The organism is Pseudomonas sp. E315 (assembly GCF_055406205.1).
This window is the reverse complement of the sequence record NZ_JBUZPJ010000006.1, coordinates 57464-81204: the sequence shown is the minus strand read 5'-3', so window position 1 is coordinate 81204 and position 23741 is coordinate 57464. Positions and strand designations below refer to the sequence as shown.

Here is a 23741-nt window from a genome sequence, read left to right as displayed (position 1 = left end):
CAAATAAGAGCCAGACATGAGCCAACCGATCAGTCGTAAACAACAGCTACTCAAGCGCCATCGGCGTAATAAACGTATTGGCCTGTTGGTCGGTTTGCTGGTGTTGATTGCCAGCGGCGTTTTGCTCGCGTGGTGGTTGCCGCTGCTGTTGGCAGTGCTGGGCTGGGTAGCCCATGAGGCTTGGTTTGCAGATCATCTGTTCTATTCAGCCCAAGACGATTACCAGTACAGCTTCGCTGAGGACAGCGAACATCCGGGTGTGCGCCTGGAAGGTGATCGCCTTGTGCTGGACCAGCCCCTAAGCCTGACGGGGGGCGAAACCCTGATTGTGGCGCTCAAGGTCAAAAGTGGCTGGCTAGGTCGCTTTGTAGACCCTTGTGTGCAACTGCTGGGTGCTGAAAACCCTGATCAACAAACGTTCGAGCGTGGCGTGAATGGCCTGCGCTATCTGAACCTGAGTGGTATGGCCTCGGCCCTGACCAGCGGCAAATTGCGCCTGCGAGGTCGTTTGTGCCGGGTTTTGGGCCAGCCGCAGTTGTGGGTCTTGCGACAGCCGGACTACCGCGACCAGCGCGTGATGGTTATTGCGCCTCATGCTGATGATGCCGAGCTGGCAGCTTTTGGTTTGTACAGTCAGGCCAAAGAAGCGTGGGTTGTGACCTTGACCGCAGGCGAGATTGAAGCCGAACACTATCAGCAGATGGGCCTTGAACGTGCACAAGCGGCTCGTCTGAAAGGTCGATTGCGTGCGTGGGACAGCATGACTGTGCCGCGTTGGGCCGGGGTGCCTGAAGCGCATTGCGCGCAACTGGGGTATTTCTGCTTGCAGTTGCCCGCGATGCAGGCTGCGCCAGATCAACCCATTGCTTCGCGTGAGGCGCAACTGAGTGACACCCGCCTGTTCCGTCAATTCAACCCGTGTTTACTGCCCGGCGACCAAGATGGTGCGCCCACCTGGAATAACCTGCTGGCGGACTTGCGCGCCTTGATCCTGCGTGCGCGCCCTGAAGTGATTGTGCTGCCGCATCCCTCAATCGACCCGCACCCTGATCATATTTGTGCGCACGATGCTGTTATTGAGGCGCTGCAAGGCCTGGAGTGGCAGCCGACGACAATTTTGGGATACGCCAACCACCTGCATGACAACGACCGCTGGCCGATGGGCAACAGTGGAGACGGGATTGCGTTACCGCCGGTTTTCGATGCGTCGTTGAGCTTGTACCCTTGCAGTTTGCCGCTGACCCTTGATCAGCAACGCGACAAGGCGATGGCGCTGGGCATGATGCACGACCTGCAACCACGAGCCGCGCTCAAGCGTCGATTGCGTCGCTCGATACAGACACTACTGGCAGGCAGAAAACCATCGCCTTATGGCGAGAACGAATTCTTCCGCAAAGCGGTCAGACGCCATGAGTTGTATTGGCGTCTTTCAGCGCCGCAAGGAAAACCATGAAAGTTCTATTTCTCGTACAGAAAGAGCAGCGGGCCATTCTGGATCGCTTATATGACGGCATTGCAGCTCATTGCGAATGTGACATTCGCTGGCTCAGCAGTGATGAACAACGCAACTTGCGCCGCTACTTCCGGCGTGAGGTCGATGTGACGCGCTACGATCGGATTGTGTTTTTCTTGCGCTTCAAGCAAGAAATCCGTCAGGTCAGCTTCATTCGCACAGTGCCTAACCTTGTGATTCTTGAGCACGATGCTTACCAGAACTACATCGAGTGCAAGTACACCGGTAAATTCAGCGCGCATTATCGCCAACTGCCTTGGGCGCGAGTGATCAGCTCTGGCTTTATGGTTACCCAACGACTGCGTGAAGAAGGGTTTGACGCTGTATTTGTGCCCAAGGGCTACGATCAAGCGCTTTTGCAGGATCTGGGTCGTGAGCGTGACATTGAGCTGGCATTTGTGGGCAGCACCAACAGCGTCGCTTATAGCGGTCGCAAGGCGTTGCTTGATGAGCTGGCCAGTGTTGAGCCGCTTGTCGTGACCCGCACCAAGTCGGGGGATGAATACCGCGAGACCCTCAATCGCATCCGCTTTTTTGTGAGCGCAGATGTGGGCATGGGGGAGTACATGATCAAAAACTTCGAAGCGATGGCCTGTGGTTGTGTGTTGCTGGCGTTTGATCAGGGTGACGCTGAAAACCGTGCGCTGGGTTTTGAGGACATGCAAAACATAGTTTTTTACAAAACTATTGCGCAATTACAGGAAAAACTCGCTCGCCTGCGTAATGATCCGCAACTTGCTGAGCAGATTGCTCGTCGGGGCCGAGATCTTGCTGTATCGCAATACAGTTTCGGGCGTATTGGTCAGCGCATAACAGAAGAGTTACAGCCCGCTTTGCGCGCTCACCCACCCTTGAGTTTGTTTGAGCGCCTGCGATTGAAACTGGGGATCTGATATAGCCTATGGCTGGCCTGGGGCAACATTCCAATGGAATGACACAATAATTTTAGGAGGCGTCCAGTGCGATTCTGCCAAGAAAGTGACATAACGCTGGTCGTAACCAGTTGCGGCCGGTTTGACTTGCTCAAGCTGACGCTTGAAAGTTTTGACCGATTTAATACGGCCCCCATTCGTGAAGTGTTCATCACCGAAGATTCGGGTAATGAGGCTGTGCACGATGTGATCCCCGTTGGTTGGAAGGGTCACTGCACTGTTTTCGTCAACAAGCCCAAGCTAGGTCAGTTGGCCTCCATTGATCTGGCTTACTCTCACGTTAAAACGGCCTACATTTTCCATTGCGAAGATGATTGGGAGTTTTATCGCCCGGCTTTTGTTGAAGACTCAAAAACAATTCTTGAACTCAAGCCTCAGATCCTTCAAGTCTGGTTACGCAGCTATGCTTACGACTTAAGGATTCACAGCCCTTACCTTCATTACGGCGAACGCGAGGTGGTAGGTGGGGTTGCATGCTACCCGGTGCTGTCTGACAAGCCAGAATGGCAGAGCTTCTCTTTGAACCCAGGCTTGCGTCGCTACAAGGAATATTTGTTGTGCGCGCCGTTTAGCGGTCATGGTGGCGAAAAGGCATTATCCAAGCGTTATGCCGATCTTCATTTGACGGCGGTTGCATTGGAAGCTGATGCTGTTTTGCACACAGGGTTTGGCACCCATGTTGAGATTCCTGAGGAGCGTCAGCGCAAGGCACGTCGTAGCCGCCGCGAGAAGATCAAGTTGGTTGTTGCTTTGTTGTTGGGAGTGGCCATTGGCATTGTTATTAATTAAGTCGGTGCAAGCGCTCTTGATGATTAACCCCCGAGAGGCAACGAGATGAGCATCATTAATGTGATGTGGTCCGGTGGTTCTCCCTTCACGTCAGTCCACAAAGTGCACCAGCAAATACTGGCTCAAACCACTTCTGGAGCCTCGGTTAAAACCTGGTTACTCAAGGACAAGGCCAGCACTTGCCTGAAAGACATAGGTGAAGTCCGTGCCTGGGGTTTGTCGTCGCGTTTATTGAAAGGTCGCGGCATTTGGATACTGGCAGCGCCTTGGCTGCGTGGACGCTTTCGCAAGGCGTTGGTGCAAAGCGAAGCACGATTGCTGCTGCTCGATGGATTGGGTGTGGCTCGTGTGTTGTTGCCTGTACTGCGTTCATTGCCCCATGTGCGGGTGGTGGTGGTGTTTCATGGCGCAACACGGCTGTATGGTAAGGACAAACGCCTCTTCAGCCAGTTTTCGCCGCAACAACTGACGTTGTGTGCCGTGTCTAACACCCTGGCAGATTCGATTGCGGCCAAGACCCAACTGCCGGTTGTAAGCCTGCGTTGCACGCTAAATATCGACGCTTTTAAAAGCCGCTTGTTGCCTCGTGAACAGGCCCGGCAACAACTGGGTATATCGTCATTCCCGGCTCAAGTATTTGGTGCCGTGGGCAGGTTGGTCCCAACCAAAGGTTTTGATTGTTTGATTGAGGCATTTGCACAAACCCTTAAACAACACCCGGACAGGCTGTTGATGATTATTGGCGAAGGCGATGAACGGGATGCGCTGCAAGCCCGAATCCGCTCTCTTGGCGTACAAGACAAGGTTTTATTGACGGGCCACAAAAGCAATATCGCCAGCCTGTACCGCGCATTCGACTGGGTGCTCATACCTTCCAGAGCTGAAGGCTTGGGTCTGATCGTGCAGGAAGGGGTTATCGCAGGCGTGCCGATACTGGCTAGCGACTTGCCTGTATTTCATGAGCAGTTAGGGCAGGCTGGGCATTATGTGCCGGTCGATGATGTGCAGGCCTGGGCGGCAGCCATTGATAGCACCTTGAACCTTGGCGCTGACGATATTGCCGCGCGCCAGTACGCAGCCCTTGCGCCAGAGCAGGCGTGGCGCTGTTTCAGCCAAGCCTGCGACGACGTTCTTTCAGCTCGCCAATAAAGCGTTTTCCAAGGCTTTAACGGGGAACTTCTCTGTGAGGTTCTCCCGTTGGATGTAGCGCGCGAAGTGTTGAAGGTTGCGCTGCACCATTGTTTTGGACAGTGGGCCATTAAAGAAGCGCATGTCTGCCACATCAATTAAGCCCCACTCGTTTTGTGGGGTGATCACGATGTTGCCCAAGTGCAAAGAGCGGAAATAGATGCCTTTAGCATGCAGGTGACGAATCAGTTCAATCAGCTGTGGCAGCGTTTGCTCCCAGTCAAAGCCGTTTTTTTCTGCAATTTGACGCAGTGTTTCGCCCGGCAGAGGGCGATACAGAACTGCCGTCATGCCCGGTTTTTCTAAACGATAAAACGCCAGCACCTTAAGGGTGGGAACACCCCGCTTCTCAAGTTCAAGGACGTTATTGATGAAGCGTCTGGAGTAGGGGCGCAACAATGCCGATGAGAAAAGACGCTTGCGACGGAACAGTTTCAGAATGTTCCCGTCTTGCAACAGGTAGACTTTGGCGCCGTAACTGTCGGCTTCAAGTATTTTGGCGCCTTCAATCATTTGATTTAGAGCGGCTTGTGGAAGCCGTGAGCATTGCATCGTAGAACCCTTGCGAGCAGTCAGACAGGCAATGATGCCGAAAAAGTAAGGTTTTAACCATGCCGGGTTGGCAGGGTGATCCATTCAGGAGTTGGAAAATGTACGAAAGTCGTTGGGCGAAGACCCTTATGACCTGTGGTGTGGTGTGGTTTATGGTGGCGATTGCCTTCGCTCCCACCAATAAGCTGTACCAGCAAGGGCTGGTGTTGTTTACCTGGGTGCCTACACTGATTGTCGCGTGGTCAGCACGCTCAATTCTGAGCCAGCTTTGGCACGCTCAGCGTGGGCTCTGCCTTGGGCTTTTGGGCCTGGCTGCTTGGGCCATCCTCAGCTTGAGCTGGAGTGGCATGCCGCTGAGCGAAGCCAAGGAGCTGGCCTACATCACACTGTTCGTGCTGTCCTTTCCGATTCTGGCCAACGGCCGCCCCGAATACATTGTCCGCTTGATGCAATGGGGTGGTTTGGGGTTGGCGCTTAGCGCGCTGGTGGCCTTGGTGCGTTTTTATGTTGTACAGCACCATGGCTGGACCGCTCGCCTTGACGGGCTTGGCGAATTGTCACACCCCATTTTGGGTGCCTATGCCATTGGCATCGCCGGGATCTGGATGTTGCATTGGGCGCCTAAAGCCCGTGGCATGCAGGTGCTTTGGCTCTTGGCGCTAGGTCTGTTGGGCATTTTTGTCGTTATGACCAAAAGCCGTGGCGCTGGCTTGGCGCTGTTGCTGACGATTTTAGCAATGCCGATATGGCGTCGTGACCGGCTTACCGTTTCGATTGCCATCGCTGCCTTGGTTGCCGCTGGCGCAGTGTTCTGGTTGATGGCTCCGTTGCTGCTGTCGCGGGGCTCTTCATACCGTCCTGAGATTTTCATGGGCAGCTTGCAGATGATTGCTCAACACCCGTGGACGGGTTTGGGTTTGGGAACCAAGTTCGGGGTGACGGCTGTCGGAATCACCTTCGATCACTCGCACAACCTGTTCACCAGTGTTGCCATTAGTTTGGGTTTACCAGGTTTGTTCTTCTGGTGTGTGGCCTGGTTTTCGGTGCTTATTTATGGCTGGCGTGCGCGTGCAACCTTGCTGGGTCAAGGTGTAATAGGCATGTGGGTGTTCTCGACGTTGGCGATGCAGTTTGATGCGGCAAGCCTGCTGGGCACACCGCGTGCTGAGTGGTTCATCACGTGGCTACCGATTGCTGTGGCGACTCTTTTGACGTTCAAGAAGGCGTCTGCCGATGCCTGTGATAAAATTTCGCGTTTTCCCTAATCAGTGAGCTCTACGATGAGTGATGCACCGTCCGAAGCGGAACAGAGTTCAAGCCTGAAAATCTACTTCCGGCTTTTGGGTTATGTGAAGCCCTACATCGGCATTTTTCTGCTGAGTATTCTCGGGTTTCTTATTTTCGCTTCGACCCAACCGATGCTTGGATACATTCTCAAGTATTTCGTCGATGGCCTGTCCAATCCCGATGCAGTGCTGTTCCCGACCGTTCCTTACTTGCGTGACTTGCGCTTGTTGCAGGCTGTTCCGCTGTTGATCGTACTGATTGCGGCGTGGCAAGGGCTAGGTTCGTTCTTGGGTAACTACTTTTTGGCCAAGGTGTCGTTGGGGTTGGTGCATGACTTGCGGGTAGAGCTGTTCAACAAGCTACTGGTACTGCCAAATCGCTATTTCGACAAGCACAACTCGGGGCACCTGATTTCGCGTATTACCTTCAACGTGACGATGGTCACGGGTGCTGCCACCGATGCGATCAAGGTGGTCATCCGCGAAGGCATGACGGTGGTGTTCCTGTTTGCTTCGTTGCTATGGATGAACTGGCGTCTGACGCTGGTGATGGTGGCGATCCTGCCGCTGATTGCGGTCATGGTGAGCACCGCGAGCAAAAAATTCCGCAAACAGAGCAAGAAAATCCAGGTGGCAATGGGCGATGTCACTCACGTGGCGTCTGAGACCATTCAGGGCTACCGCGTGGTGCGCAGCTTCGGCGGCGAAAACTACGAGAAGCAGCGTTTTTTGAATGCCAGTCAAAGCAACACCGACAAACAGATGCGCATGACCCGCACCGGGGCGATTTATACCCCGATGCTGCAACTGGTCATTTACGTCGCCATGGGCGTTTTGATGTTTCTGGTGTTGTACATGCGTGGCGATTCATCCGCAGGCGACATGATTGCTTACATTACGCTGGCGGGCTTGCTGCCCAAGCCGATTCGTCAACTGTCTGAAGTCAGCTCGACTATTCAGAAAGGTGTGGCTGGCGCTGAAAGCATTTTTGAGCAGTTGGATGAAAAACCGGAAGTCGACAACGGCACCATTGAGCGCGATCACGTAAGCGGTCTGCTGGAAGTGCGTAGCCTCAACTTCACTTACCCGGACACCGACCGTCAGGTGCTCAAGGATGTGTCGTTCAAGGTTGAGCCGGGCCAGATGGTGGCCTTGGTGGGTCGCTCTGGCAGTGGCAAATCAACCTTGGCGAACCTGATTCCGCGTTTTTATCACCACAATTCGGGTGAGATATTGCTCGATGGCGTTGAGATCGAGCAGTACCGCTTGCTCAACCTGCGCCGGCACATTGCGCAAGTGACCCAGCACGTGACGCTGTTCAGCGACACTGTGGCCAATAACATCGCGTATGGCGATCTGGCGGGCGCGCCGCGTGCCGACATCGAGAGAGCCGCGCGTGATGCCTACGCGATGGACTTCATCGAGCAGTTGCCACAAGGGCTGGACACTCAGGTCGGTGAAAACGGCGTGCTGTTGTCCGGTGGTCAGCGCCAGCGCTTGGCAATTGCACGGGCGTTGCTCAAAAACGCGCCATTGCTGATTCTCGACGAAGCTACTTCGGCGTTGGACACCGAGTCTGAGCGCCACATCCAGGCGGCTCTAGACCACGTGATGCAAGGGCGTACCACGCTGGTGATTGCGCATCGTCTTTCGACCATCGAAAAAGCCGACATGATTTTGGTCATGGACCAAGGCCAGATCGTTGAGCGTGGCACCCATGCCCAGTTGCTGGAGCAAAACGGTTACTACGCCCGCTTGCACTCGTTGGGCCTTGATGCGCCGATGGCCTCTGGCGACATCGTCTGAGACCCCGCAGGGGGTGGGGCTTGGCCTCATCTCCTGCGTTTATCGCGTATCGGCTTTTGTCAGTGATGTCTGATTCTCATTCCTGCGACTAACACCGTGAACTGACCAGCGTTCACCCTGTGTTAATATCGCGCCCCTGTTCATTTTGTATGTGGGTTCTCCATGAAGTTGTCCATGCCGCGATTCGATCAAGCCCCTGTCTTGGTGGTAGGCGATGTCATGCTCGACCGTTACTGGCATGGCGGAACCTCACGGATTTCCCCTGAAGCGCCGGTGCCGGTGGTCAAGGTCGAGCAAATCGAAGACCGTCCGGGTGGCGCTGCCAACGTCGCCTTGAACATTGCAGCGCTTGGCGCACCGGCCTCGCTGGTCGGTGTGACAGGCGATGACGAGGCGGCTGACAGCCTGTCCAACAGTCTGGAAGGTGCAGGCGTGCGAGCGCTGTTCCAGCGCATTGCGCATCAGCCGACCATCGTTAAACTGCGGGTCATGAGTCGTCACCAGCAACTGCTGCGTATCGACTTTGAACAACCCTTCGCTACAGATGCACTGGCGCTGGGCGCAGAAGTTGACGGTCTGCTTGAAGGCATCAAAGTGCTGGTGCTGTCTGATTACGGCAAAGGCGCTCTGAAAAACCACCAAACCCTGATTCAAGCGGCGCGCGCCCGGGGTATTCCGGTGTTGGCCGACCCTAAAGGTAAAGACTTCTCGGTTTACCGGGGGGCGAGCCTGATTACGCCCAACCTTAGCGAGTTTGAAACCATCGTTGGCGGCTGCACTGATGAGGCGGATCTGGTAGCCAAGGGCGCCAAGCTCATGGCTGATCTGGACTTGGGCGCATTGCTGGTGACCCGCGGCGAAAACGGCATGACTTTGCTGCGTCCAGGTTTCCCGGCGATGCACTTGCCTGCACGTGCTCGCGAAGTGTTTGACGTGACCGGCGCTGGTGACACTGTGATTTCGACCTTGGCCGCAGCAATTGCTGCGGGCGAAGAGCTGCCACACGCGGTTGCATTGGCCAATTTGGCGGCGGGCATCGTGGTCGGCAAGCTCGGTACGGCGGCCATTAGTGCGCCAGAATTGCGCCGGGCCATTCAGCGCGAAGAAGGCTCAGAGCGTGGGGTGTTGAGCCTCGACCAACTGTTGTTGGCCATTGATGATGCGCGCGCGCACGACGAGAAAATCGTGTTCACCAACGGTTGCTTCGACATTCTGCATGCCGGGCATGTGACCTATCTGGAGCAGGCGCGGGCTCAAGGTGATCGCTTGATCGTTGCGGTCAACGACGACGCCTCTGTCAGCCGCCTCAAAGGGCCTGGTCGCCCGATCAACAGTGTTGATCGCCGCATGGCCGTATTGGCAGGTTTAGGTGCGGTGGACTGGGTGATCAGCTTCCCTGAAGGCACCCCGGAAAACCTGCTGGCTCAGGTCAAGCCGGATGTGCTGGTCAAAGGCGGTGACTACGGAATCGACCAAGTGGTAGGTGCCGACATCGTGGCCGCTTACGGCGGGACGGTTAAAGTGCTGGGGCTGGTAGAAAACAGCTCGACCACGGCGATCGTTGAAAAAATCCGCAGTCAGTAACTGAGCCTCAAGCCAGTGTAGGAGCGAGCTTGCCCGCTTCTACACTGACTTAGAGTTACTCAAACCTTACTCTTCACCACCGTCCTGAATATCTGGCGGGCCTTGCCCGTTAGACGCTTGAGCCTCGACTCCTTGGTCGGCGCGCTCAGACCTTGCTGCTTGAGCCAATCCTTCCAACGAATGCGCTCGTCTCTCACCACCCAGCCTTCTTGCACGGCAAAGCTTTCTGCCAGGCACACGCCACGGGTGCTGGCCGGTTGCAGTTGGTCTTTGCTCAAAGTGTAGAGTTCGGCGCAAGGTTGGCCCTCTTTTAAGGGAATCAGGTACAAGTCCGGGCGTTTTCGATCAAGACGGGCGACCAACAAATCCCCCTCCAAGCGTTCTTCAACATGAAACAGGCTCAGGGATTTTGCATCTTTTGGGACTTCTAGCCGCAGGTCGTAAATCAGTTGCAACGAGGCGGTGGGCAAATGCACATAGGCCCGCGGGCGCTCAAGCAGAGGTTGGCTGCCACAACGTACCGGGCGTGCAGCACCTGACAGCGGGGTGAGGCGAAAGGGCAGGGCTTCGCGATAATGCAGCGCACTGGCGTAAGGCGCGGGGAGCCATGTTTCGTTGAACCGCCCGCTTAGCCAGCCTTCCGGGGTTTCCAGTAAGCACTCTTCGGCAATCTCCTGGATGGCCGTGTGCAGCGGCAGATTGACCTCGTGCGCGGGTACATACCCGGAGATCAACTTGAGCACCACGTCGCCCCGGTCTTGGCGTCGCTGACGCACCAGCACCCAGTAATCGCGGCCTTGCCAATGCAGCGTCAAGCGCACAGACACCCCTAGGTTGGCCAGCTCTAGCGCAAAACGCTCGGTATCGGCCACGCTCACCAAGCGGCGTTTGCTCAGGGTCTGTGCGAAGTTCAGCGGCATGCCGATGCTTTGATAGCTCAAACCTTCCGGTGTGGCTTCGACAAACAGCGGCAAGGTTTTGAAGTCGCTGGGGTTCTTGCGGATCAGCATTCGCGGCATGTCGGCTCCTTCTTGCGTCGGGGTCGGCCGCGTCGGCGGCATCAGAGGTTACGCAAAACCTGCGTAACAGTTGCCACGTTATGGGCCAGGTGCAATGGGTTGATGGTGCCGACAATAGCACTGGCAACCCCGTGATGGCCAAATACCAGTTCGAAGCTGGCGCGCACAGGATCAATCCCAAGACTCAAGCAAACATGGCCGCTGGCCAGTGCTTTTTTCACCAAAATGGCCTTGCCGTGGGTGGCCGCGTAGTCAATCACAGGTTGCTCGGCTTGTTCATTGAGGTTGTAAGTGACCATCGCGCAATCGCCGTTTTCTAAGGCTTTGAGCCCACCTTCGACAGTTTTGCCCGACAGCCCAAAGCCACGGATTTTGCCCTCGCGTTTGAGGTCGGCCAGCGTCTGGTAAACCTCGCACTCATTGAGGATGGCCAAATCGTTGCCGTCTGAATGCACCAACACCAGGTCGATAAAATCCGTTTCTAAACGTTGCAAGCTGCGCTCTACAGAGCGTCGGGTATGGGTGGCGCTGAAGTCGTGGTGCGAAACGCCATTGCTGAATTCTTCACCCACTTTGCTGACGATCACCCAATCTGTGCGCTGACCACGCAACAGCGGGCCCAAGCGCTCTTCGCTACGGCCGTAAGCAGGTGCGGTGTCGATCAGGTTGATGCCCAAGTCGCGGCTCAACTTAAGCAGCATTTTGGCGTCGTTATCATCTGGGATCTGAAAGCCGCTGGGGTATTTCACCCCTTGGTCGCGTCCCAGTTTGACGGTGCCCAAACCCAGTGGCGACACCATTAAACCGGTGCTGCCCAGCGGGCGATGAAAATCGTGCAGGGTGGGCTGGCTCATGGCAACAGTTGCTCCCACGCCGTTTTAGCCAATGGCGGACGGGGTAGCTCAGGCAGCGCTGGCGGGTTACTTGGCTTGATAGCGTCTTGCTCAAACGCGGCGATTACCCGATCCGCGAAGTCTGGTGCCAGTGCCAGCTTGGTTGGCCAGCCCACTAGCAGGCGGCCTTGATCGGCGAGGAACGCGTTGTCTGGGCGAACCAAGCCTGATTGCGCAGGCTCGGCACGGTTGACCCGCAGCGTGGCCCATTGTGCTTGGCTCAGATCGACCCACGGCAGCAAGTTGCCCAGCTCTTTTTGCGCCACTGCGATTTGCTCGGCGGGTTCACGGGCAACGCCATCGGCCTCTGCGATGTCGCCGCCCAAGTACCACACCCACTCGCCATTGGAGGCGGGGTGCGTAGTGACCGTAATGCGAGGCTTTGGACCGCCGCCAAGGCAATGGGCGTACAGAGGTTTGAGGCTTGGGCCTTTGACCATCACCATGTGCAGCGGGCGCAACTGCTGTGCAGGAACGCTGATGCCCACGTTGGCCAGCAGCTCGGCATTGCCAGCCCCCGCGCTGAACACAATGCGCTGCGCGTGAATATCACGACCATCAACCCGCAGGCCCACCAGTTCTTTGTTTTCAAACAGTGGTTCGATGATTTGCCCGGCCAGTAACCCATCGCCTGCCAACTGCGCTAGACGCTCAATCAGGCTCGGTACATCGACCACCAGTTCGGCCAAACGATAGACCTTGCCCTTAAAGCGCGGGTCTTGCAGGGCGGGCGGCAATTGATCGCCCTTGACCTGATCAACGCGCCCGCGCACGGCTTTACTGGCAAAAAAGCTGGTGAGATTGCCCGCCAGTGTGCCGGGGGACCACAGGTAATGGGCTTGGGACAGCAGGCGCACGCCGGTTAAATCCAGCTCGCCCTCGCCGGCAAGGGCTTCGCGCCAGCGGCGTGGCATATCGGCAATGGCTTCAGAGGCGCCGGTCAGCGCGCCATGCAGCGCGTACTTGGCACCGCCGTGAATGATGCCTTGGGACTTCACACTTTGGCCGCCGCCGAGCGTCTCGCGCTCGACCAGCACCGTAGAAAACCCCTGTTGACGCAAGCGGGCATTGAGCCAGAGGCCGGCAACACCAGCGCCGACAATCAGTACGTCGGTGGAAATAACGGATGGCATGGGCGACCTCAGTGTTCAAAGACAAGGCAAGGAGTATACAGCCTGATCTTGAGTCTGCCTTTGCAGAGCCTACAAAGGCCGCAGACGTGTTTGTAGCAGCTGGCGAAGGCGGCGTTCGATTGCGAAGCGATCGTAAATCGGTATCCGCAGGGCCGCTGACGCACCGCGTTGCCTGACTGTGCGGCGGCTGCGCCACCGAACGTAGCCTCGCTCTACTGGCCAACTGCTACGGCAGAAGTATCTGGCTTTAATGGCCGGCGGTTTTGGAAAACAGTTGAATCACCACCACGCCCAGCACAATCAAGCCCATGCCCAGCATGGCTGGCACATCAAGCTTTTGGCCGTAGATAAACAGTGCTGCGATGCTCACCATCACAATGCCCATGCCCGCCCATACGGCGTAAGCCACTCCAACCGGAATGGTGCGCACCACCAGCGTCAGCATCCAAAATGCCGTGGCGTAGCCCGCGATCACTAATATCAGGGGTAATGGTGTGCTGAACCCTTTGATTGCTTTCATGGAAACAGTGGCAATCACTTCGGCGCATATGGCGATCGCCAAGTAGTAGTAAGCGTTCATGGTGGAGTCCTGAGTGTGTAGCGGGGCAATTTAACAGCACGACATTCTAGTGGTTGTAAAAGTGTGTAGTGCGTTTTTGTTCTGCTAAGCGTAGGAGGGCTCTTGATTGAAGCGTTCTGCTGTATGCCCGCATCTGGCCTGGAATTTTCAAGTAAACTCCGCGCCCATGAATAGAACTCTCTACACCTTGCTGTTTCATCTGGGGCTGCCGCTGGTGGCGATCCGCTTGTGGCTGCGTTCGCGCAAGGCACCAGCCTATGCCAAGCGCATTGGGGAGCGCTTTGCGTTTAACCTGCCGCTGATGCAGCCGGGTGGTATCTGGGTGCATGCGGTCTCGGTGGGCGAAAGCATTGCGGCCGCGCCGATGATTCGAGCTCTGCTCAAGCGTTATCCACAGTTGCCTATCACCGTTACCTGCATGACGCCGACTGGCTCCGAGCGTATTCAGGCTCTGTTTGCCGACGAACCACGTATTCAGCATTGCTACCTGCCCTACGATTTACCGTGGGCAGCGGCGCGTTTTCTGGATCGTGTGCAGCCTACGCTCGCCGTCATCATGGAGACCGAGCTGTGGCCCAATCACATTCACCAATGCGCTAAACGGGGTATTCCCGTGGCATTGGCCAATGCGCGGTTGTCGGCTCGCTCAGCAAAAGGCTATGCACGTTTTGCCGGGCTGACGCGGCCCATGCTTGAAGAAATGAGCTTGTTCGCCGTGCAAACCGAGGCCGAAGCCGAGCGTTTTCGCCAATTGGGCGCCCGGCCTGAGTGCGTTGAAGTGACCGGTTCGATCAAGTTCGACTTGAGCATTGATCCGCAGCTGTTGATCAAAGCCCGCGACCTGCGTGATCAATGGCAGGCGCAAGAGCGCCCGGTGTGGATTGCCGCCAGCACCCACGAAGGCGAAGACGACATTGTGCTCGCCGCCCATCGCCAATTGCTCGCCAGCTACCCGAATGCCTTGTTGATTCTGGTGCCGCGACATCCTGAGCGCTTCAACTCGGTGTTTGATCTTTGCCAGCGTGAAGGCTTTGCTACCGTTCGTCGTTCTCAGGGTGAGGCCGTCAGCGCTCAAACTCAGGTGCTGTTGGGCGACACAATGGGCGAACTGCTATTTTTGTATGCCTTGGCCGACAGCGCTTTTGTGGGCGGCAGCCTGGTGCCCAATGGCGGGCACAACTTGCTGGAGCCGGCGGCGTTGGCCAAGCCTGTGTTAAGTGGCCCGCACTTGTTTAACTTCCTCGAAATTGCTGCCTTGTTGCGAGAGGCGGGGGCGCTGGAAGAAGTGGACGATGCTCAAGGGCTGGCGGTTGCCGTGCAGCGCTTGTTTGAATTGCCACAAGACGCGCAGCACATGGCGCAGGCGGGCTTGAAGGTGATGCGGGCTAATCAGGGCGCCTTGCAGCGCTTGCTGGACGGGCTGGGGCGGTTACTGCGCGAGTGAGGCCTAACCCGCAGTAACCGCAGGAAGTGGCACAGCCTACGATCTTTAAACATCAAAGGATCGCAGCCTGCGCCAGCTCCTACGCAGCGCATTCATCAGCCTACTCGTTACCCGGCGAGCGCATATTCGCGGCGGCTTCTTTGGCCAGGTCTGGCGGCAAGAAGTCCTTGTCCGGGTTGTAATCGGCTTTCAAATACCGCGAGAGCGCTTCCAGATCGCCCGGGTTTAACGTCCCCGCAGCCTGTTTAAGCCGCAGATTGTCGAGGATGTAGTCATAGCGGGTGTCGTTGTAATTACGCACTGAACTGTACAGCTGGCGCTGAGCGTCGAGCACGTCGACGATGTTGCGCGTACCCACCTGATAGCCAATTTCTGTGGCTTCCAAGGCGCTCTGGTTAGAGATGATCGACTGCTTGCGGGCTTGCACCTGCTCTACGTCAGTGTTGACTGCGCGGTGCAGATTGCGAGTGTTCTCGACCACTTGGCGGCGCAGGGCTTCGCGCTGCTGCTCGGTCTGGTTCAGGCGCGAGTAAGACTCACGCACTTGCGAGCTGGTCAGGCCGCCGCTGTAAATCGGGATATTGAGTTGCAAGCCAATGCTGCGTTGCGAGACATCGCCGCTATAGCGCTGTTGCAGGGCATTGGGGTTGCTCAAGCCAAAGCCGTCGTTGTCGCCAGTTTTGTATTGCGCCACGGCATCCAGCGTAGGGGCATGGCCAGCCTTGCGCTGCTTGAGGGTTTCTTCGGCCGCTTCGACAGCGAAGTTGCTGGCCAGCAAATTGAGATTTTGCTGAGCGGCCGTATCAACCCACGCCTTAGCGTTGTTTGGCGTTGGCGGCAAAATCGGCAAGCTGTGGCGCATCCCTTCAATCGAGTTGTATTGGCGATTGGTCAGGGTGATCAGCGCTTCAAACGCGTCTTCAACCTGACGTTGGGCCACAATTCGATTGGCCCGCGCAGTGTCATAGCTGGCTTGCGATTGCAGCACGTCAGTTTTGTCAGACAGGCCCACATCAAAACGCTCGCGGGACTGATCCAACTGGCGCTTGAAGGCGGCTTCTTCGGCTTTGGTCGAGGCCAGCGTGTCTTGGGCGCGCAGTACCGAGAAGTAGGATTCGGCTGTTTGCAGAATCAGATTTTGCTCGGTGGCCGACAGTTGCAGGGCGGCCTGCTCGTTGACCGACTCAGCGGCTTTCAACTGGAACCAGCGATCGGCCCGAAAAATCGGTTGCGCGAGGGTCGCTTGATACACCACCGCGCTGCGGGTTGTGGTCATCGACGGCTGGTCGATGGAGGTGCGCACACTGCTCGACTCTGCGCCCCCAGACAGGTTTGGCAGCAAGCCAGCACGTGCTTGCGGCACGACTTCCTTGCGCGCTTGATAATCGGCACGCGCTGCCGCCAGATCGGCGTTATTGTCGACCGCTTCGTGGTACACGCTGACCAGATCGGTCTTATTGGACAGTGTGGCTTGCGTGTCCATTGCCATTGCGTTGGTCGCACAAGACACGGCGATAGCCAGTGAGAGTTTGCGCAGCATGAGCGATCCCTAGTTCAATAATGCGGAAAAATAAACTCCCGAGGCCGTGTTGCGGCACTCGTGGTGTCAAGACGTAGCGAGTGTAGTAGCCGTGACACTTTGCAACAATGCTGATATCACGCCTTTGATCACGTCGACATTTGAGGGGTTGGCGTTCTGGGCCAGTCTTGTCTAGACTGGCCGGGTTCTTGTCGGGGTGCCTTGCTATGAGGCTGAGATCGAATAATTTCGGATCCCGTTGAACCTGATCAGGTTAGCGCCTGCGTAGGGAACAAGATTTCTCGTCTCCCGGCGAGTCCTCTTGAGTACCGTTCGGGATCGATTGTTCAAAAAATGAACAATCGTTCGAGGCCGTTACTCAGCACCCAGTCCTTGGGTGCATCCGTACATTTTTCAGGTTCTCCCTCCGACAATCCGCCTGGATGCAGTCTGGAGAGCCGTGATGAGTACAAAACTAAAAAACGCGATCAACCTCAGTGACTCGGCAAAAGTCGATGAACAGTCGGTCAAGCCGTTTACCCGCTCGCAAAAAGTCTACGTACAGGGTTCGCGCCCGGACATTCTGGTGCCGATGCGTGAAGTCAGCCTGGATGTCACACCCACCGATTTTGGCGGCGAAATCAACGCTCCGGTATTGATCTATGACACCTCCGGGCCGTATACCGACCCGTCTGTAGACATTGATGTGCGCAAAGGTCTGGGCGATGTGCGTTCGGCCTGGATTGATGACCGTAACGACACAGAACGCCTGCCGGGCCTGAGTTCGAACTTTGGTCAGATGCGCCTCGAAGATGCCGAATTGACCAAGCTGCGCTTCGCCCATGTGAAGAACCCGCGTCGGGCCAAGGCCGGGGTCAACGTCAGCCAGATGCACTATGCGCGTCAGGGCATCATTACCGCCGAGATGGAATACGTCGCCATCCGCGAAAACATGAAGCTGCAAGAGGCGCGGGCTGCGGGCCTGCTGGATCAGCAACATCCCGGCCACAGCTTTGGTGCCAACATCCCGAAAGAGATCACCCCCGAGTTCGTGCGTGACGAAATCGCCCGTGGCCGCGCCATTATTCCAGCCAACATCAACCACGTTGAGCTGGAGCCAATGATCATTGGCCGCAACTTTTTGGTGAAGATCAACGGCAACATCGGCAACAGCGCGCTGGGTTCTTCGATTGAAGAAGAAGTGGCCAAGCTGACCTGGGGCATCCGCTGGGGTTCGGACACCGTCATGGACTTGTCCACCGGCAAGCACATCCACGAAACCCGCGAGTGGATCATCCGCAACTCACCAGTGCCGATTGGCACCGTGCCGATTTATCAGGCGCTGGAAAAGGTCAACGGCGTGGCCGAAGACCTGACCTGGGAGTTGTTCCGCGACACCCTGATTGAGCAGGCTGAGCAGGGCGTTGATTACTTCACCATCCACGCCGGTGTACTGCTGCGCTATGTGCCGCTGACCGCCAAGCGCGTGACCGGCATTGTGTCTCGTGGTGGCTCGATCATGGCCAAGTGGTGCCTGGCGCACCACAAAGAGAACTTCCTTTACACCCATTTCGACGAAATTTGCGAAATCATGAAGGCCTACGACGTCAGCTTCTCGCTGGGTGATGGTCTGCGTCCGGGCTCGATTGCAGACGCCAATGATGCTGCGCAGTTCGGCGAACTTGAAACCTTGGGTGAGCTGACCAAAATTGCGTGGAAGCATGACGTGCAGTGCATGATCGAAGGCCCCGGCCACGTGCCGATGCAGTTGATCAAAGAGAACATGGACAAGCAGCTGGAATGCTGCGACGAAGCGCCGTTTTACACCCTCGGCCCGCTGACTACCGACATTGCGCCGGGTTACGACCACATCACTTCTGGCATTGGCGCCGCCATGATCGGCTGGTTTGGCTGCGCGATGCTGTGTTACGTAACGCCCAAAGAGCACTTGGGGTTGCCGAACAAGGATGACGTGAAGACCGGCATCATCACCTACAAAATTGCCGCCCATGCCGCCGACTTGGCGAAGGGGCATCCGGGGGCGCAAATCCGCGACAACGCCCTGAGCAAGGCACGTTTTGAGTTCCGCTGGGAAGACCAGTTCAACCTGGGCCTTGACCCGGACACTGCACGTTCGTACCACGACGAGACCCTGCCCAAAGATTCGGCCAAAGTTGCGCACTTTTGCTCCATGTGCGGGCCGAAATTTTGCTCGATGAAAATCACCCAGGAAGTGCGCATCTACGCGGCCAACCAGCGCATAGAAGCCATCGACGTGGATGTGGCCAAAGGCTTGGCCGAACAGGCTGAGCGCTTCAAGCAAGAAGGCAGCCAGCTGTACAAAAAAGTGTGATGTAAACCTCGCCAGTCCAACTGGCCAAATCCTGTAGTCGCTGCCACAGGCTGAGATAAGGGCCGCAGGACCTTCGCTTTAATCGGTAAGCGGGGTCGCTGCGTAACCCATCGCAGCCTGTGGCAGCGGCTACAGGGTTATTTTCCTCTCTTGAGATTCATGCCTTGAACACACCCAGCACCTATTCACCGGATATCGCCGTACCTGCCAATCAGCGGGCGTTCGGTGCGCGTGATTTGTTTTCTTTGTGGTTCTCCCTCGGCATCGGCCTCATGGTGTTGCAGACGGGCGCATTGCTTGCGCCGGGGCTGGGCCTGTCGGGGTCGTTGTTGGCCATTTTTCTGGGCACGCTAGTCGGGGTCGCGTTGCTGGCGTCGGTTGGGGTGATCGGCAGCGACACGGGGCTGTCTTCGATGGCCGCGCTCAAGCTCAGCCTCGGCAGTCGTGGCGCCAGCCTGCCCGCATTGCTTAACGTATTGCAGCTGATTGGCTGGGGCTCGTTCGAGATCATCGTGATGCGCGATGCGGCCAGCCTGCTCGGTGCTCGTGCCTTCAGTGAAGGCAGCTGGCTCAGCAGCCCAATGGTGTGGACGCTGTTTTTCGGCGCATTAGCCACGTTGCTCGCGGTGAGTGGGCCGTTGACCTTTGTGCGCCAAATCTTGCGCAAATGGGGCATCTGGTTACTGCTGGCTGCGTGCCTGTGGTTGACCTGGAACCTGTTCGCCAAAGCAGATTTAGCCGCATTGTGGGCACAAAAAGGTGATGGCTCGCTGCCATTTGCCGTGGGTTTTGACATTGCGATCGCCATGCCGCTGTCGTGGTTGCCGCTGATCGCCGACTATTCGCGCTTCGGCAAGCGGGCCAAAAGCGTGTTTGGCGGCACTGCGCTGGGCTTCTTTATTGGCAACTTTTGGTTGATGAGTTTGGGCGTGGCTTACACCTTGGCGTTCGCGCCCAGTGGTGAAGTCAATGCGCTGCTGCTCGCGCTGGCGGGGGCGGGGCTGGGGGTTCCGCTGTTGCTGATTTTGCTGGATGAGTCCGAAAACGCGTTTGCCGATATCCACTCGGCGGCCGTGTCCAGCGGGATGCTGTTGCGTTTGAAAGTCGAGCATCTTGCGTTGGCTATAGGCGTGGTCTGTACCTTAATCGCCTGTTTCGCGCCGTTGGCGCAATACCAAAACTTTTTGCTACTGATCGGCTCTGTGTTTGCGCCGCTGTTTGGCGTGGTGTTGGTGGATCACTTCATCTTGCGCAAACGCAGTGCCGAGGTGACGCCGGGCTTGTTTCACTGGACGACGCTTTTGGCCTGGTTGGGCGGGGTGATGACCTATCACGTACTGGCGAGCCTGCTCCCGGAATATGGCGCCACCTTGCCTGCATTGCTGCTGGCCGGGGCGTTGCAGTGGGTGTTGGGGCGCACGCGTAACTAAGTTTGTAGGAATTGCCGAAGGCTGCGATTTTTTGATTTTTAGGGTCAAAAGATCGCCGCCTTGGCAGCTTCTGCGCGAAGTCGGGGGGGTTATCCGCGGCCCGGGAACCACTCGGGTTTCAGAATCCCGTTTAAGCGTGAGTACGGGATTTTCAGCTCAATGTGACCATCGGAGTACGGCGCAATGCTGTACACGTCGTATTTGAGCACCACATTGTCCTTGAGCAAGGCCACGTGCGGGGTTTTCTGGAAGGGCCAGTTTTTGACGAACTCTGAATCGCTGCCCTGACCTGTGCTGATCAACCAATTGTTGTGGGCTACTTTACCGGCGCCCCAAAAGGCTTGCTCCTGACCCGGCAACAGCATGTCTTGCAAGGTCACTTCTTTTTGGTTTTTGCGCGAGTAGTTGATGAACCCACGTCCGGGCATGCCATGCGCGCCACCCGTGTCCAGATAACTGGACAGCTCAATGATCACTAGATCGTCATGTTGTTCGCGCACTTTTGCCTGCAAGTAGGTGCTGTTGCGGCTGTCAGCGGTGCGTAAAAACTGCTCGCGGTAAGCCTCAAGTGAGGTCGGTAAAACGGCGTCCGGCGAGTTTTGAGTCATTTGCAGCAAGCGTTTTTCGATCAAAACATCAAGATTTGGTGCGTCGGCAAAGTGCAGGGTTTCGATGTTGACCAACGGGCATTCATCGCCGCTGCAACCAGCTTTGACCTGTTCAGACGCGTCTGGTACAGGCACCAGCGGTTTGGGGGCAGAAGGTTGAAATACGCTCTGGCAAGCGCCCAGCGTCAGGGCGATACAAGTCAGGGAGGCAAGTTTTAAAAGCGACATGGTCGTCCTTCATCAACGAAAGAAAGGTGAAAAATATGCTGCTTGGACTGCCGACAGATAAGTCAGTTCGCCACTAAGCTCAATAGTGTCAATTAGAGTTGGTTTGCAGGCGATCCGTCTATCCCCGCGTCAGTAAAGGGGCTGCATCGACAGGTGCAGGCGCGTTAGGATGCCCGATCCCGAGGGGCACCCCGGTGTGAATCCGCCAGCAAGAGGTTTTCAATGACTGACATCACCAAGGCTAAGCCCAGCGCTGTTGAGATCGTAAAACGCGAAGAGTGTTTTAAAGGTTTTTACCAGCTTGATCGCGTTCATCTGCGCCATGAACTGTTTGCCGGTGGCATGAGCCGTGAAATCAGTCGCGAAGTGTTTATTCGTCACGATGCTGTGTGCGTACTGCCCTACGACCCGCAGCGTGATGAGGTGGTGCTGATTGAGCAGTTTCGTGTGGGGGCGATGGGTAAAACCGACAATCCGTGGCTGATCGAACTGGTCGCCGGGCTGATCGACAGAGACGAGGAGCCCGAGGCAGTTGGTCACCGTGAAGGCCAGGAAGAGGCCGGGTTGACGTTTTCGTCGTTGTGGCCGATCACGCGTTATTTCCCGTCGCCGGGTGGCAGCACCGAATTTGTGCATGTGTATCTGGGGCGTTGCGACAGCTCGAATGCAGGCGGCTTGCATGGTTTGGATGAAGAGGCGGAGGACATTCGAGTGACCGTTTGGTCGTACGAAGATGCCCTTCAAGCTGTGCGAGATGGACGTATTTCCAATGCGGCGAGCATTATTGCCCTGCAGTGGCTGGCGCTTAATCGCGCTGAAGTGAGGGGGCTATGGGTGTAAAAAAGGCGCGCGACCGTTATCGGGTTGACTTGATTGGCTTGCAGGCAGCCTGCGAGGCCAATTACGCACGCCTGATGCGTTTGTTGCCCGACATGCGTCAACAGCCTGCTGCACGCCAGATCGCCGTGACCCAGGGTGATCAGATGCTCGGCATCTTGACCCTTGAGGTGATACTCGACTGCCCGTACACCAGCACCTTGCGTGTGCGTCAGGAACACAGTTTGCCGTGGTTGCCGGTGCCCGAATTGCAGGTGCAGGTTTACCACGACGCCCGCATGGCCGAGGTGATTGGCGCCGAACATGCACGGCGTTTTCGCAGCATCTATCCTTACCCCAATGTAGCCATGCACCAGCCCGACGAAAAAGCGCAGCTCAATGTGTTTTTAGGTGAGTGGCTCAGCCATTGCCTGGCTTGCGGGCATGAATACGCTGAAGTGCGTTAAGCCCTGCAGGCGCGAACTTGCCCTGCCTATTTTTGCTGACTGATTTTTACCGGGAGAGTCACTTGCCGAGTGTATCCACGCTGACCACCGAAGACCCGGTGCTGCTGGTGCAGCTGTCCGATAGCCATTTGTTCGCCAGCGCGGATGGTTCGTTACTGGGGCTCAATACCCGCCAAAGCTTGCATCAGGTCATAGAGCTGGTTCGTGCTGAGCAGCCGTCTGTCGATTTGCTGTTGGGCACGGGGGATTTGGCCCAAGACGGCAGCGTTGCGGCGTACCAGCATTTTCGGCAGGTGACCGAATCGCTTGCGGCAGCGGCCCGCTGGATCCCGGGCAATCATGATGATGTGTCCCATATGCGCGAAGCGGCGGTGCAAAGCCGTCTGCTAGAACCGGTGGTTGATATCGGGAACTGGCGTATCACGCTGCTGCATTCGAACGTGAGCAAGAAGAGTCATGGCTATCTGGAAGACGGTCAGCTTCAGTTGTTGGTGCAATCATTGAGCGAAGCACCTGATCGCCATCATTTGATAAGCCTGCACCATCACCCAGTGCCTGTGGGGTGTGAATGGATTGAGCCGATTGGTCTGTTGAACGCCAATGCGTTTTGGGCCGTGCTGGAGCGTTTTCCGCAGGTAAAAGCCGTTCTTTGGGGGCATGTTCACCAGCCATTTGACCAACAGCGCAACGGGGTCAGGCTGCTGGCAACGCCTTCTACCTGCTTTCAGTTTGCGCCGGGTAGCAAGGACTTTAAGGTCAGCGGTGAAGCGCCCGGCTATCGCTGGCTGCGTTTGCTGCCTGATGGCACTTTGCAAACGGATGTGTCGCGTTTGCCCAGCTTTGAGTTTGAGCCCGATTACAGCGCCGACAATTACTGAATCCTGGGTGACTGAAATATCTTGAAGCGAGTCATTACCCCTGCTTCAGGCTAAACTGCGCGTCTTTATTGATGCTGCGTTCAGCTAAATCTGTACTCGGGAGTGATTGCATGTCGGGTTCCATCTTGTATATCCACGGTTTCAACAGCGCCCCCGAGTCGAAGAAAGCTACGCAGTTAACCTCGTTGATGCAGCGCATTGGCCTTGGCAATCAGTTGCGTGTGCCCGCTTTGCATCATCATCCGCGCCACGCGATGGCCCAATTGCAAGCGGCCATCAACGAGTTGGGCCGGCCATTGCTGGTCGGCAGCTCGCTCGGCGGCTACTATGCGACGTATCTGGCCGAGCAGTCAGGGCTTAAAGCCTTGCTGGTCAACCCGGCCGTCAGCCCGCATCGGATGTTCGACGGTTATCTGGGCACGCAAAAAAACCTCTACAGCGGCGAAACCTGGGAGCTGACCCACGATCACGTGGCCGCTCTGGCTGAGCTGGAAGTGGCGGCGCCCCAAGACCCGCAGCGTTATCAGGTGTGGTTGCAAACCGCCGACGAAACCCTGGACTACCGTCTCGCTGAAAAGTACTACGCAGCGTGTGCCTTGCGCATTCAGGCCGGTGGCGATCACAGTTACCAGGGGTTCGCAGCGCAATTGCCTGCATTGCTGACTTTTGCCGGGATCGGTGCAGAACAGTATCAAGCCATCGACTTTTCGGCGCTGTAAGGCG

At 56.6% G+C, this 23741-nt stretch carries 21 protein-coding genes and 1 riboswitch; of the genes, 14 read left to right on the top strand and 7 right to left on the bottom strand.

Annotation, left to right across the window (positions count from 1 at the left end; genetic code table 11):
- Positions 1–16: 16 nt before the first annotated feature.
- The 4 genes from ACZRJQ_RS10885 to ACZRJQ_RS10870 all read left to right on the top strand — a co-directional run bounded on the left by ACZRJQ_RS10885 (position 17) and on the right by ACZRJQ_RS10870 (position 4383).
- Positions 17–1453, top strand: a complete 1437-nt coding sequence (locus tag ACZRJQ_RS10885) for a PIG-L deacetylase family protein (RefSeq protein ID WP_463978361.1) — start codon at positions 17–19, stop codon at positions 1451–1453.
- Positions 1450–2406, top strand: a complete 957-nt coding sequence (locus ACZRJQ_RS10880) for a glycosyltransferase family protein (protein ID WP_463978360.1) — start codon at positions 1450–1452, stop codon at positions 2404–2406. The genes ACZRJQ_RS10885 and ACZRJQ_RS10880 overlap by 4 nt, the downstream gene beginning before the upstream one ends.
- A gap of 66 nt (positions 2407–2472) precedes the next feature.
- Positions 2473–3234: a glycosyltransferase family 2 protein gene (locus ACZRJQ_RS10875; RefSeq protein ID WP_463978359.1), complete on the top strand. Its 762-nt coding sequence runs from the start codon at positions 2473–2475 to the stop codon at positions 3232–3234.
- A 45-nt stretch (positions 3235–3279) separates the two neighbouring features.
- Positions 3280–4383 (top strand): glycosyltransferase, encoded by a 1104-nt coding sequence (locus ACZRJQ_RS10870; protein ID WP_463978358.1) that lies wholly within the window; start codon positions 3280–3282, stop codon positions 4381–4383.
- Here the strand turns inward: ACZRJQ_RS10870 and ACZRJQ_RS10865 are convergent.
- Positions 4369–4974, bottom strand: coding sequence for a BUD32 family EKC/KEOPS complex subunit (locus ACZRJQ_RS10865; RefSeq protein WP_463978357.1), 606 nt, complete (start codon positions 4972–4974; stop codon positions 4369–4371). The genes ACZRJQ_RS10870 and ACZRJQ_RS10865 overlap by 15 nt on opposite strands.
- A 98-nt stretch (positions 4975–5072) precedes the next feature.
- Between ACZRJQ_RS10865 and ACZRJQ_RS10860 the strand changes: the two genes are divergently transcribed.
- From ACZRJQ_RS10860 to hldE, 3 genes are all read left to right on the top strand, one after another.
- Positions 5073–6239: an O-antigen ligase family protein gene (locus ACZRJQ_RS10860; RefSeq protein WP_463978356.1), complete on the top strand. Its 1167-nt coding sequence runs from the start codon at positions 5073–5075 to the stop codon at positions 6237–6239.
- A gap of 15 nt (positions 6240–6254) precedes the next feature.
- Positions 6255–8066: a lipid A export permease/ATP-binding protein MsbA gene (gene msbA, locus ACZRJQ_RS10855; protein WP_463978355.1), complete on the top strand. Its 1812-nt coding sequence runs from the start codon at positions 6255–6257 to the stop codon at positions 8064–8066.
- Between the two features lie 162 nt (positions 8067–8228).
- On the top strand, positions 8229–9650 hold the full coding sequence (gene hldE / locus ACZRJQ_RS10850; protein ID WP_463978354.1) for a bifunctional D-glycero-beta-D-manno-heptose-7-phosphate kinase/D-glycero-beta-D-manno-heptose 1-phosphate adenylyltransferase HldE: 1422 nt from the start codon (positions 8229–8231) through the stop codon (positions 9648–9650).
- Positions 9651–9709: 59 nt separating this feature from the next.
- Here hldE and ACZRJQ_RS10845 read toward each other — a convergent pair whose 3' ends face one another.
- From ACZRJQ_RS10845 to ACZRJQ_RS10830, 4 genes are all read right to left on the bottom strand, one after another.
- A complete protein-coding gene (locus tag ACZRJQ_RS10845; protein WP_463978353.1) occupies positions 9710–10669 on the bottom strand; it encodes a metal ABC transporter ATPase in 960 nt (319 codons plus the stop codon).
- Positions 10670–10710: 41 nt separating this feature from the next.
- A complete protein-coding gene (locus tag ACZRJQ_RS10840; RefSeq protein ID WP_463978352.1) occupies positions 10711–11523 on the bottom strand; it encodes an aldo/keto reductase in 813 nt (270 codons plus the stop codon).
- The gene (locus tag ACZRJQ_RS10835) at positions 11520–12695 is read right to left on the bottom strand and encodes an NAD(P)/FAD-dependent oxidoreductase (RefSeq protein WP_463978351.1); all 1176 of its coding nucleotides are present in this window, start codon (positions 12693–12695) and stop codon (positions 11520–11522) included. The genes ACZRJQ_RS10840 and ACZRJQ_RS10835 overlap by 4 nt, the downstream gene beginning before the upstream one ends.
- A 247-nt stretch (positions 12696–12942) precedes the next feature.
- A complete protein-coding gene (locus ACZRJQ_RS10830) occupies positions 12943–13275 on the bottom strand; it encodes a DMT family transporter (RefSeq protein ID WP_094991926.1) in 333 nt (110 codons plus the stop codon).
- A 166-nt stretch (positions 13276–13441) separates the two neighbouring features.
- Between ACZRJQ_RS10830 and waaA the strand changes: the two genes are divergently transcribed.
- A complete protein-coding gene (waaA, locus tag ACZRJQ_RS10825; protein ID WP_463978350.1) occupies positions 13442–14719 on the top strand; it encodes a lipid IV(A) 3-deoxy-D-manno-octulosonic acid transferase in 1278 nt (425 codons plus the stop codon).
- Positions 14720–14819: 100 nt separating this feature from the next.
- On the opposite strand, the gene ACZRJQ_RS10820 is transcribed toward waaA, so the two are convergent.
- Positions 14820–16259, bottom strand: a complete 1440-nt coding sequence (locus ACZRJQ_RS10820) for a TolC family outer membrane protein (RefSeq protein WP_463978349.1) — start codon at positions 16257–16259, stop codon at positions 14820–14822.
- Between the two features lie 182 nt (positions 16260–16441).
- Positions 16442–16547, top strand: a riboswitch (TPP riboswitch).
- Between the two features lie 154 nt (positions 16548–16701).
- Here ACZRJQ_RS10820 and thiC point away from each other — a divergent pair.
- Complete coding sequence (gene thiC, locus ACZRJQ_RS10815; protein WP_463978348.1) at positions 16702–18591, top strand: phosphomethylpyrimidine synthase ThiC; 1890 nt, start codon at positions 16702–16704, stop codon at positions 18589–18591.
- A gap of 164 nt (positions 18592–18755) precedes the next feature.
- Positions 18756–20021, top strand: a complete 1266-nt coding sequence (gene cytX, locus ACZRJQ_RS10810; RefSeq protein WP_463978347.1) for a putative hydroxymethylpyrimidine transporter CytX — start codon at positions 18756–18758, stop codon at positions 20019–20021.
- Positions 20022–20110: 89 nt separating this feature from the next.
- Here cytX and ACZRJQ_RS10805 read toward each other — a convergent pair whose 3' ends face one another.
- On the bottom strand, positions 20111–20857 hold the full coding sequence (locus ACZRJQ_RS10805; protein WP_463978346.1) for an RsiV family protein: 747 nt from the start codon (positions 20855–20857) through the stop codon (positions 20111–20113).
- A gap of 222 nt (positions 20858–21079) precedes the next feature.
- On the opposite strand from ACZRJQ_RS10805, the gene ACZRJQ_RS10800 reads away from it, so the two are divergent.
- The 4 genes from ACZRJQ_RS10800 (at position 21080) to ACZRJQ_RS10785 (ending at position 23737) form a co-directional block, all read left to right on the top strand.
- Positions 21080–21697 carry an NUDIX domain-containing protein gene (locus tag ACZRJQ_RS10800; protein ID WP_463978345.1) on the top strand — a complete coding sequence of 206 codons (618 nt, stop codon included), beginning with the start codon at positions 21080–21082 and terminating at the stop codon, positions 21695–21697.
- On the top strand, positions 21688–22140 hold the full coding sequence (locus ACZRJQ_RS10795; protein ID WP_463978344.1) for a DUF1249 domain-containing protein: 453 nt from the start codon (positions 21688–21690) through the stop codon (positions 22138–22140). Before ACZRJQ_RS10800 ends, ACZRJQ_RS10795 begins: the two co-directional genes overlap by 10 nt.
- A 62-nt stretch (positions 22141–22202) precedes the next feature.
- Positions 22203–23018 carry a 3',5'-cyclic-AMP phosphodiesterase gene (gene cpdA, locus ACZRJQ_RS10790; protein WP_463978343.1) on the top strand — a complete coding sequence of 272 codons (816 nt, stop codon included), beginning with the start codon at positions 22203–22205 and terminating at the stop codon, positions 23016–23018.
- Positions 23019–23128: 110 nt separating this feature from the next.
- Positions 23129–23737 carry a YqiA/YcfP family alpha/beta fold hydrolase gene (locus tag ACZRJQ_RS10785; RefSeq protein ID WP_463978342.1) on the top strand — a complete coding sequence of 203 codons (609 nt, stop codon included), beginning with the start codon at positions 23129–23131 and terminating at the stop codon, positions 23735–23737.
- Positions 23738–23741 lie beyond the last annotated feature (4 nt).

What these genes read in the sequence shown, in the direction of transcription:
- ACZRJQ_RS10885 (WP_463978361.1), top strand. Translation starts at nt 17, where the DNA reads ATGAGCCAACCGATCAGTCGTAAACAACAGCTACTCAAGCGCCATCGG.
- ACZRJQ_RS10880 (WP_463978360.1), top strand. Translation starts at nt 1,450, where the DNA reads ATGAAAGTTCTATTTCTCGTACAGAAAGAGCAGCGGGCCATTCTGGAT.
- ACZRJQ_RS10870 (WP_463978358.1), top strand. Translation starts at nt 3,280, where the DNA reads ATGAGCATCATTAATGTGATGTGGTCCGGTGGTTCTCCCTTCACGTCA.
- ACZRJQ_RS10865 (WP_463978357.1), bottom strand. Translation starts at nt 4,974, where the DNA reads ATGCAATGCTCACGGCTTCCACAAGCCGCTCTAAATCAAATGATTGAA.
- ACZRJQ_RS10860 (WP_463978356.1), top strand. Translation starts at nt 5,073, where the DNA reads ATGTACGAAAGTCGTTGGGCGAAGACCCTTATGACCTGTGGTGTGGTG.
- msbA (WP_463978355.1), top strand. Translation starts at nt 6,255, where the DNA reads ATGAGTGATGCACCGTCCGAAGCGGAACAGAGTTCAAGCCTGAAAATC.
- hldE (WP_463978354.1), top strand. Translation starts at nt 8,229, where the DNA reads ATGAAGTTGTCCATGCCGCGATTCGATCAAGCCCCTGTCTTGGTGGTA.
- ACZRJQ_RS10845 (WP_463978353.1), bottom strand. Translation starts at nt 10,669, where the DNA reads ATGCCGCGAATGCTGATCCGCAAGAACCCCAGCGACTTCAAAACCTTG.
- ACZRJQ_RS10840 (WP_463978352.1), bottom strand. Translation starts at nt 11,523, where the DNA reads ATGAGCCAGCCCACCCTGCACGATTTTCATCGCCCGCTGGGCAGCACC.
- ACZRJQ_RS10835 (WP_463978351.1), bottom strand. Translation starts at nt 12,695, where the DNA reads ATGCCATCCGTTATTTCCACCGACGTACTGATTGTCGGCGCTGGTGTT.
- ACZRJQ_RS10830 (WP_094991926.1), bottom strand. Translation starts at nt 13,275, where the DNA reads ATGAACGCTTACTACTACTTGGCGATCGCCATATGCGCCGAAGTGATT.
- waaA (WP_463978350.1), top strand. Translation starts at nt 13,442, where the DNA reads ATGAATAGAACTCTCTACACCTTGCTGTTTCATCTGGGGCTGCCGCTG.
- ACZRJQ_RS10820 (WP_463978349.1), bottom strand. Translation starts at nt 16,259, where the DNA reads ATGCTGCGCAAACTCTCACTGGCTATCGCCGTGTCTTGTGCGACCAAC.
- thiC (WP_463978348.1), top strand. Translation starts at nt 16,702, where the DNA reads ATGAGTACAAAACTAAAAAACGCGATCAACCTCAGTGACTCGGCAAAA.
- ACZRJQ_RS10805 (WP_463978346.1), bottom strand. Translation starts at nt 20,857, where the DNA reads ATGTCGCTTTTAAAACTTGCCTCCCTGACTTGTATCGCCCTGACGCTG.
- ACZRJQ_RS10800 (WP_463978345.1), top strand. Translation starts at nt 21,080, where the DNA reads ATGACTGACATCACCAAGGCTAAGCCCAGCGCTGTTGAGATCGTAAAA.
- ACZRJQ_RS10795 (WP_463978344.1), top strand. Translation starts at nt 21,688, where the DNA reads ATGGGTGTAAAAAAGGCGCGCGACCGTTATCGGGTTGACTTGATTGGC.
- ACZRJQ_RS10785 (WP_463978342.1), top strand. Translation starts at nt 23,129, where the DNA reads ATGTCGGGTTCCATCTTGTATATCCACGGTTTCAACAGCGCCCCCGAG.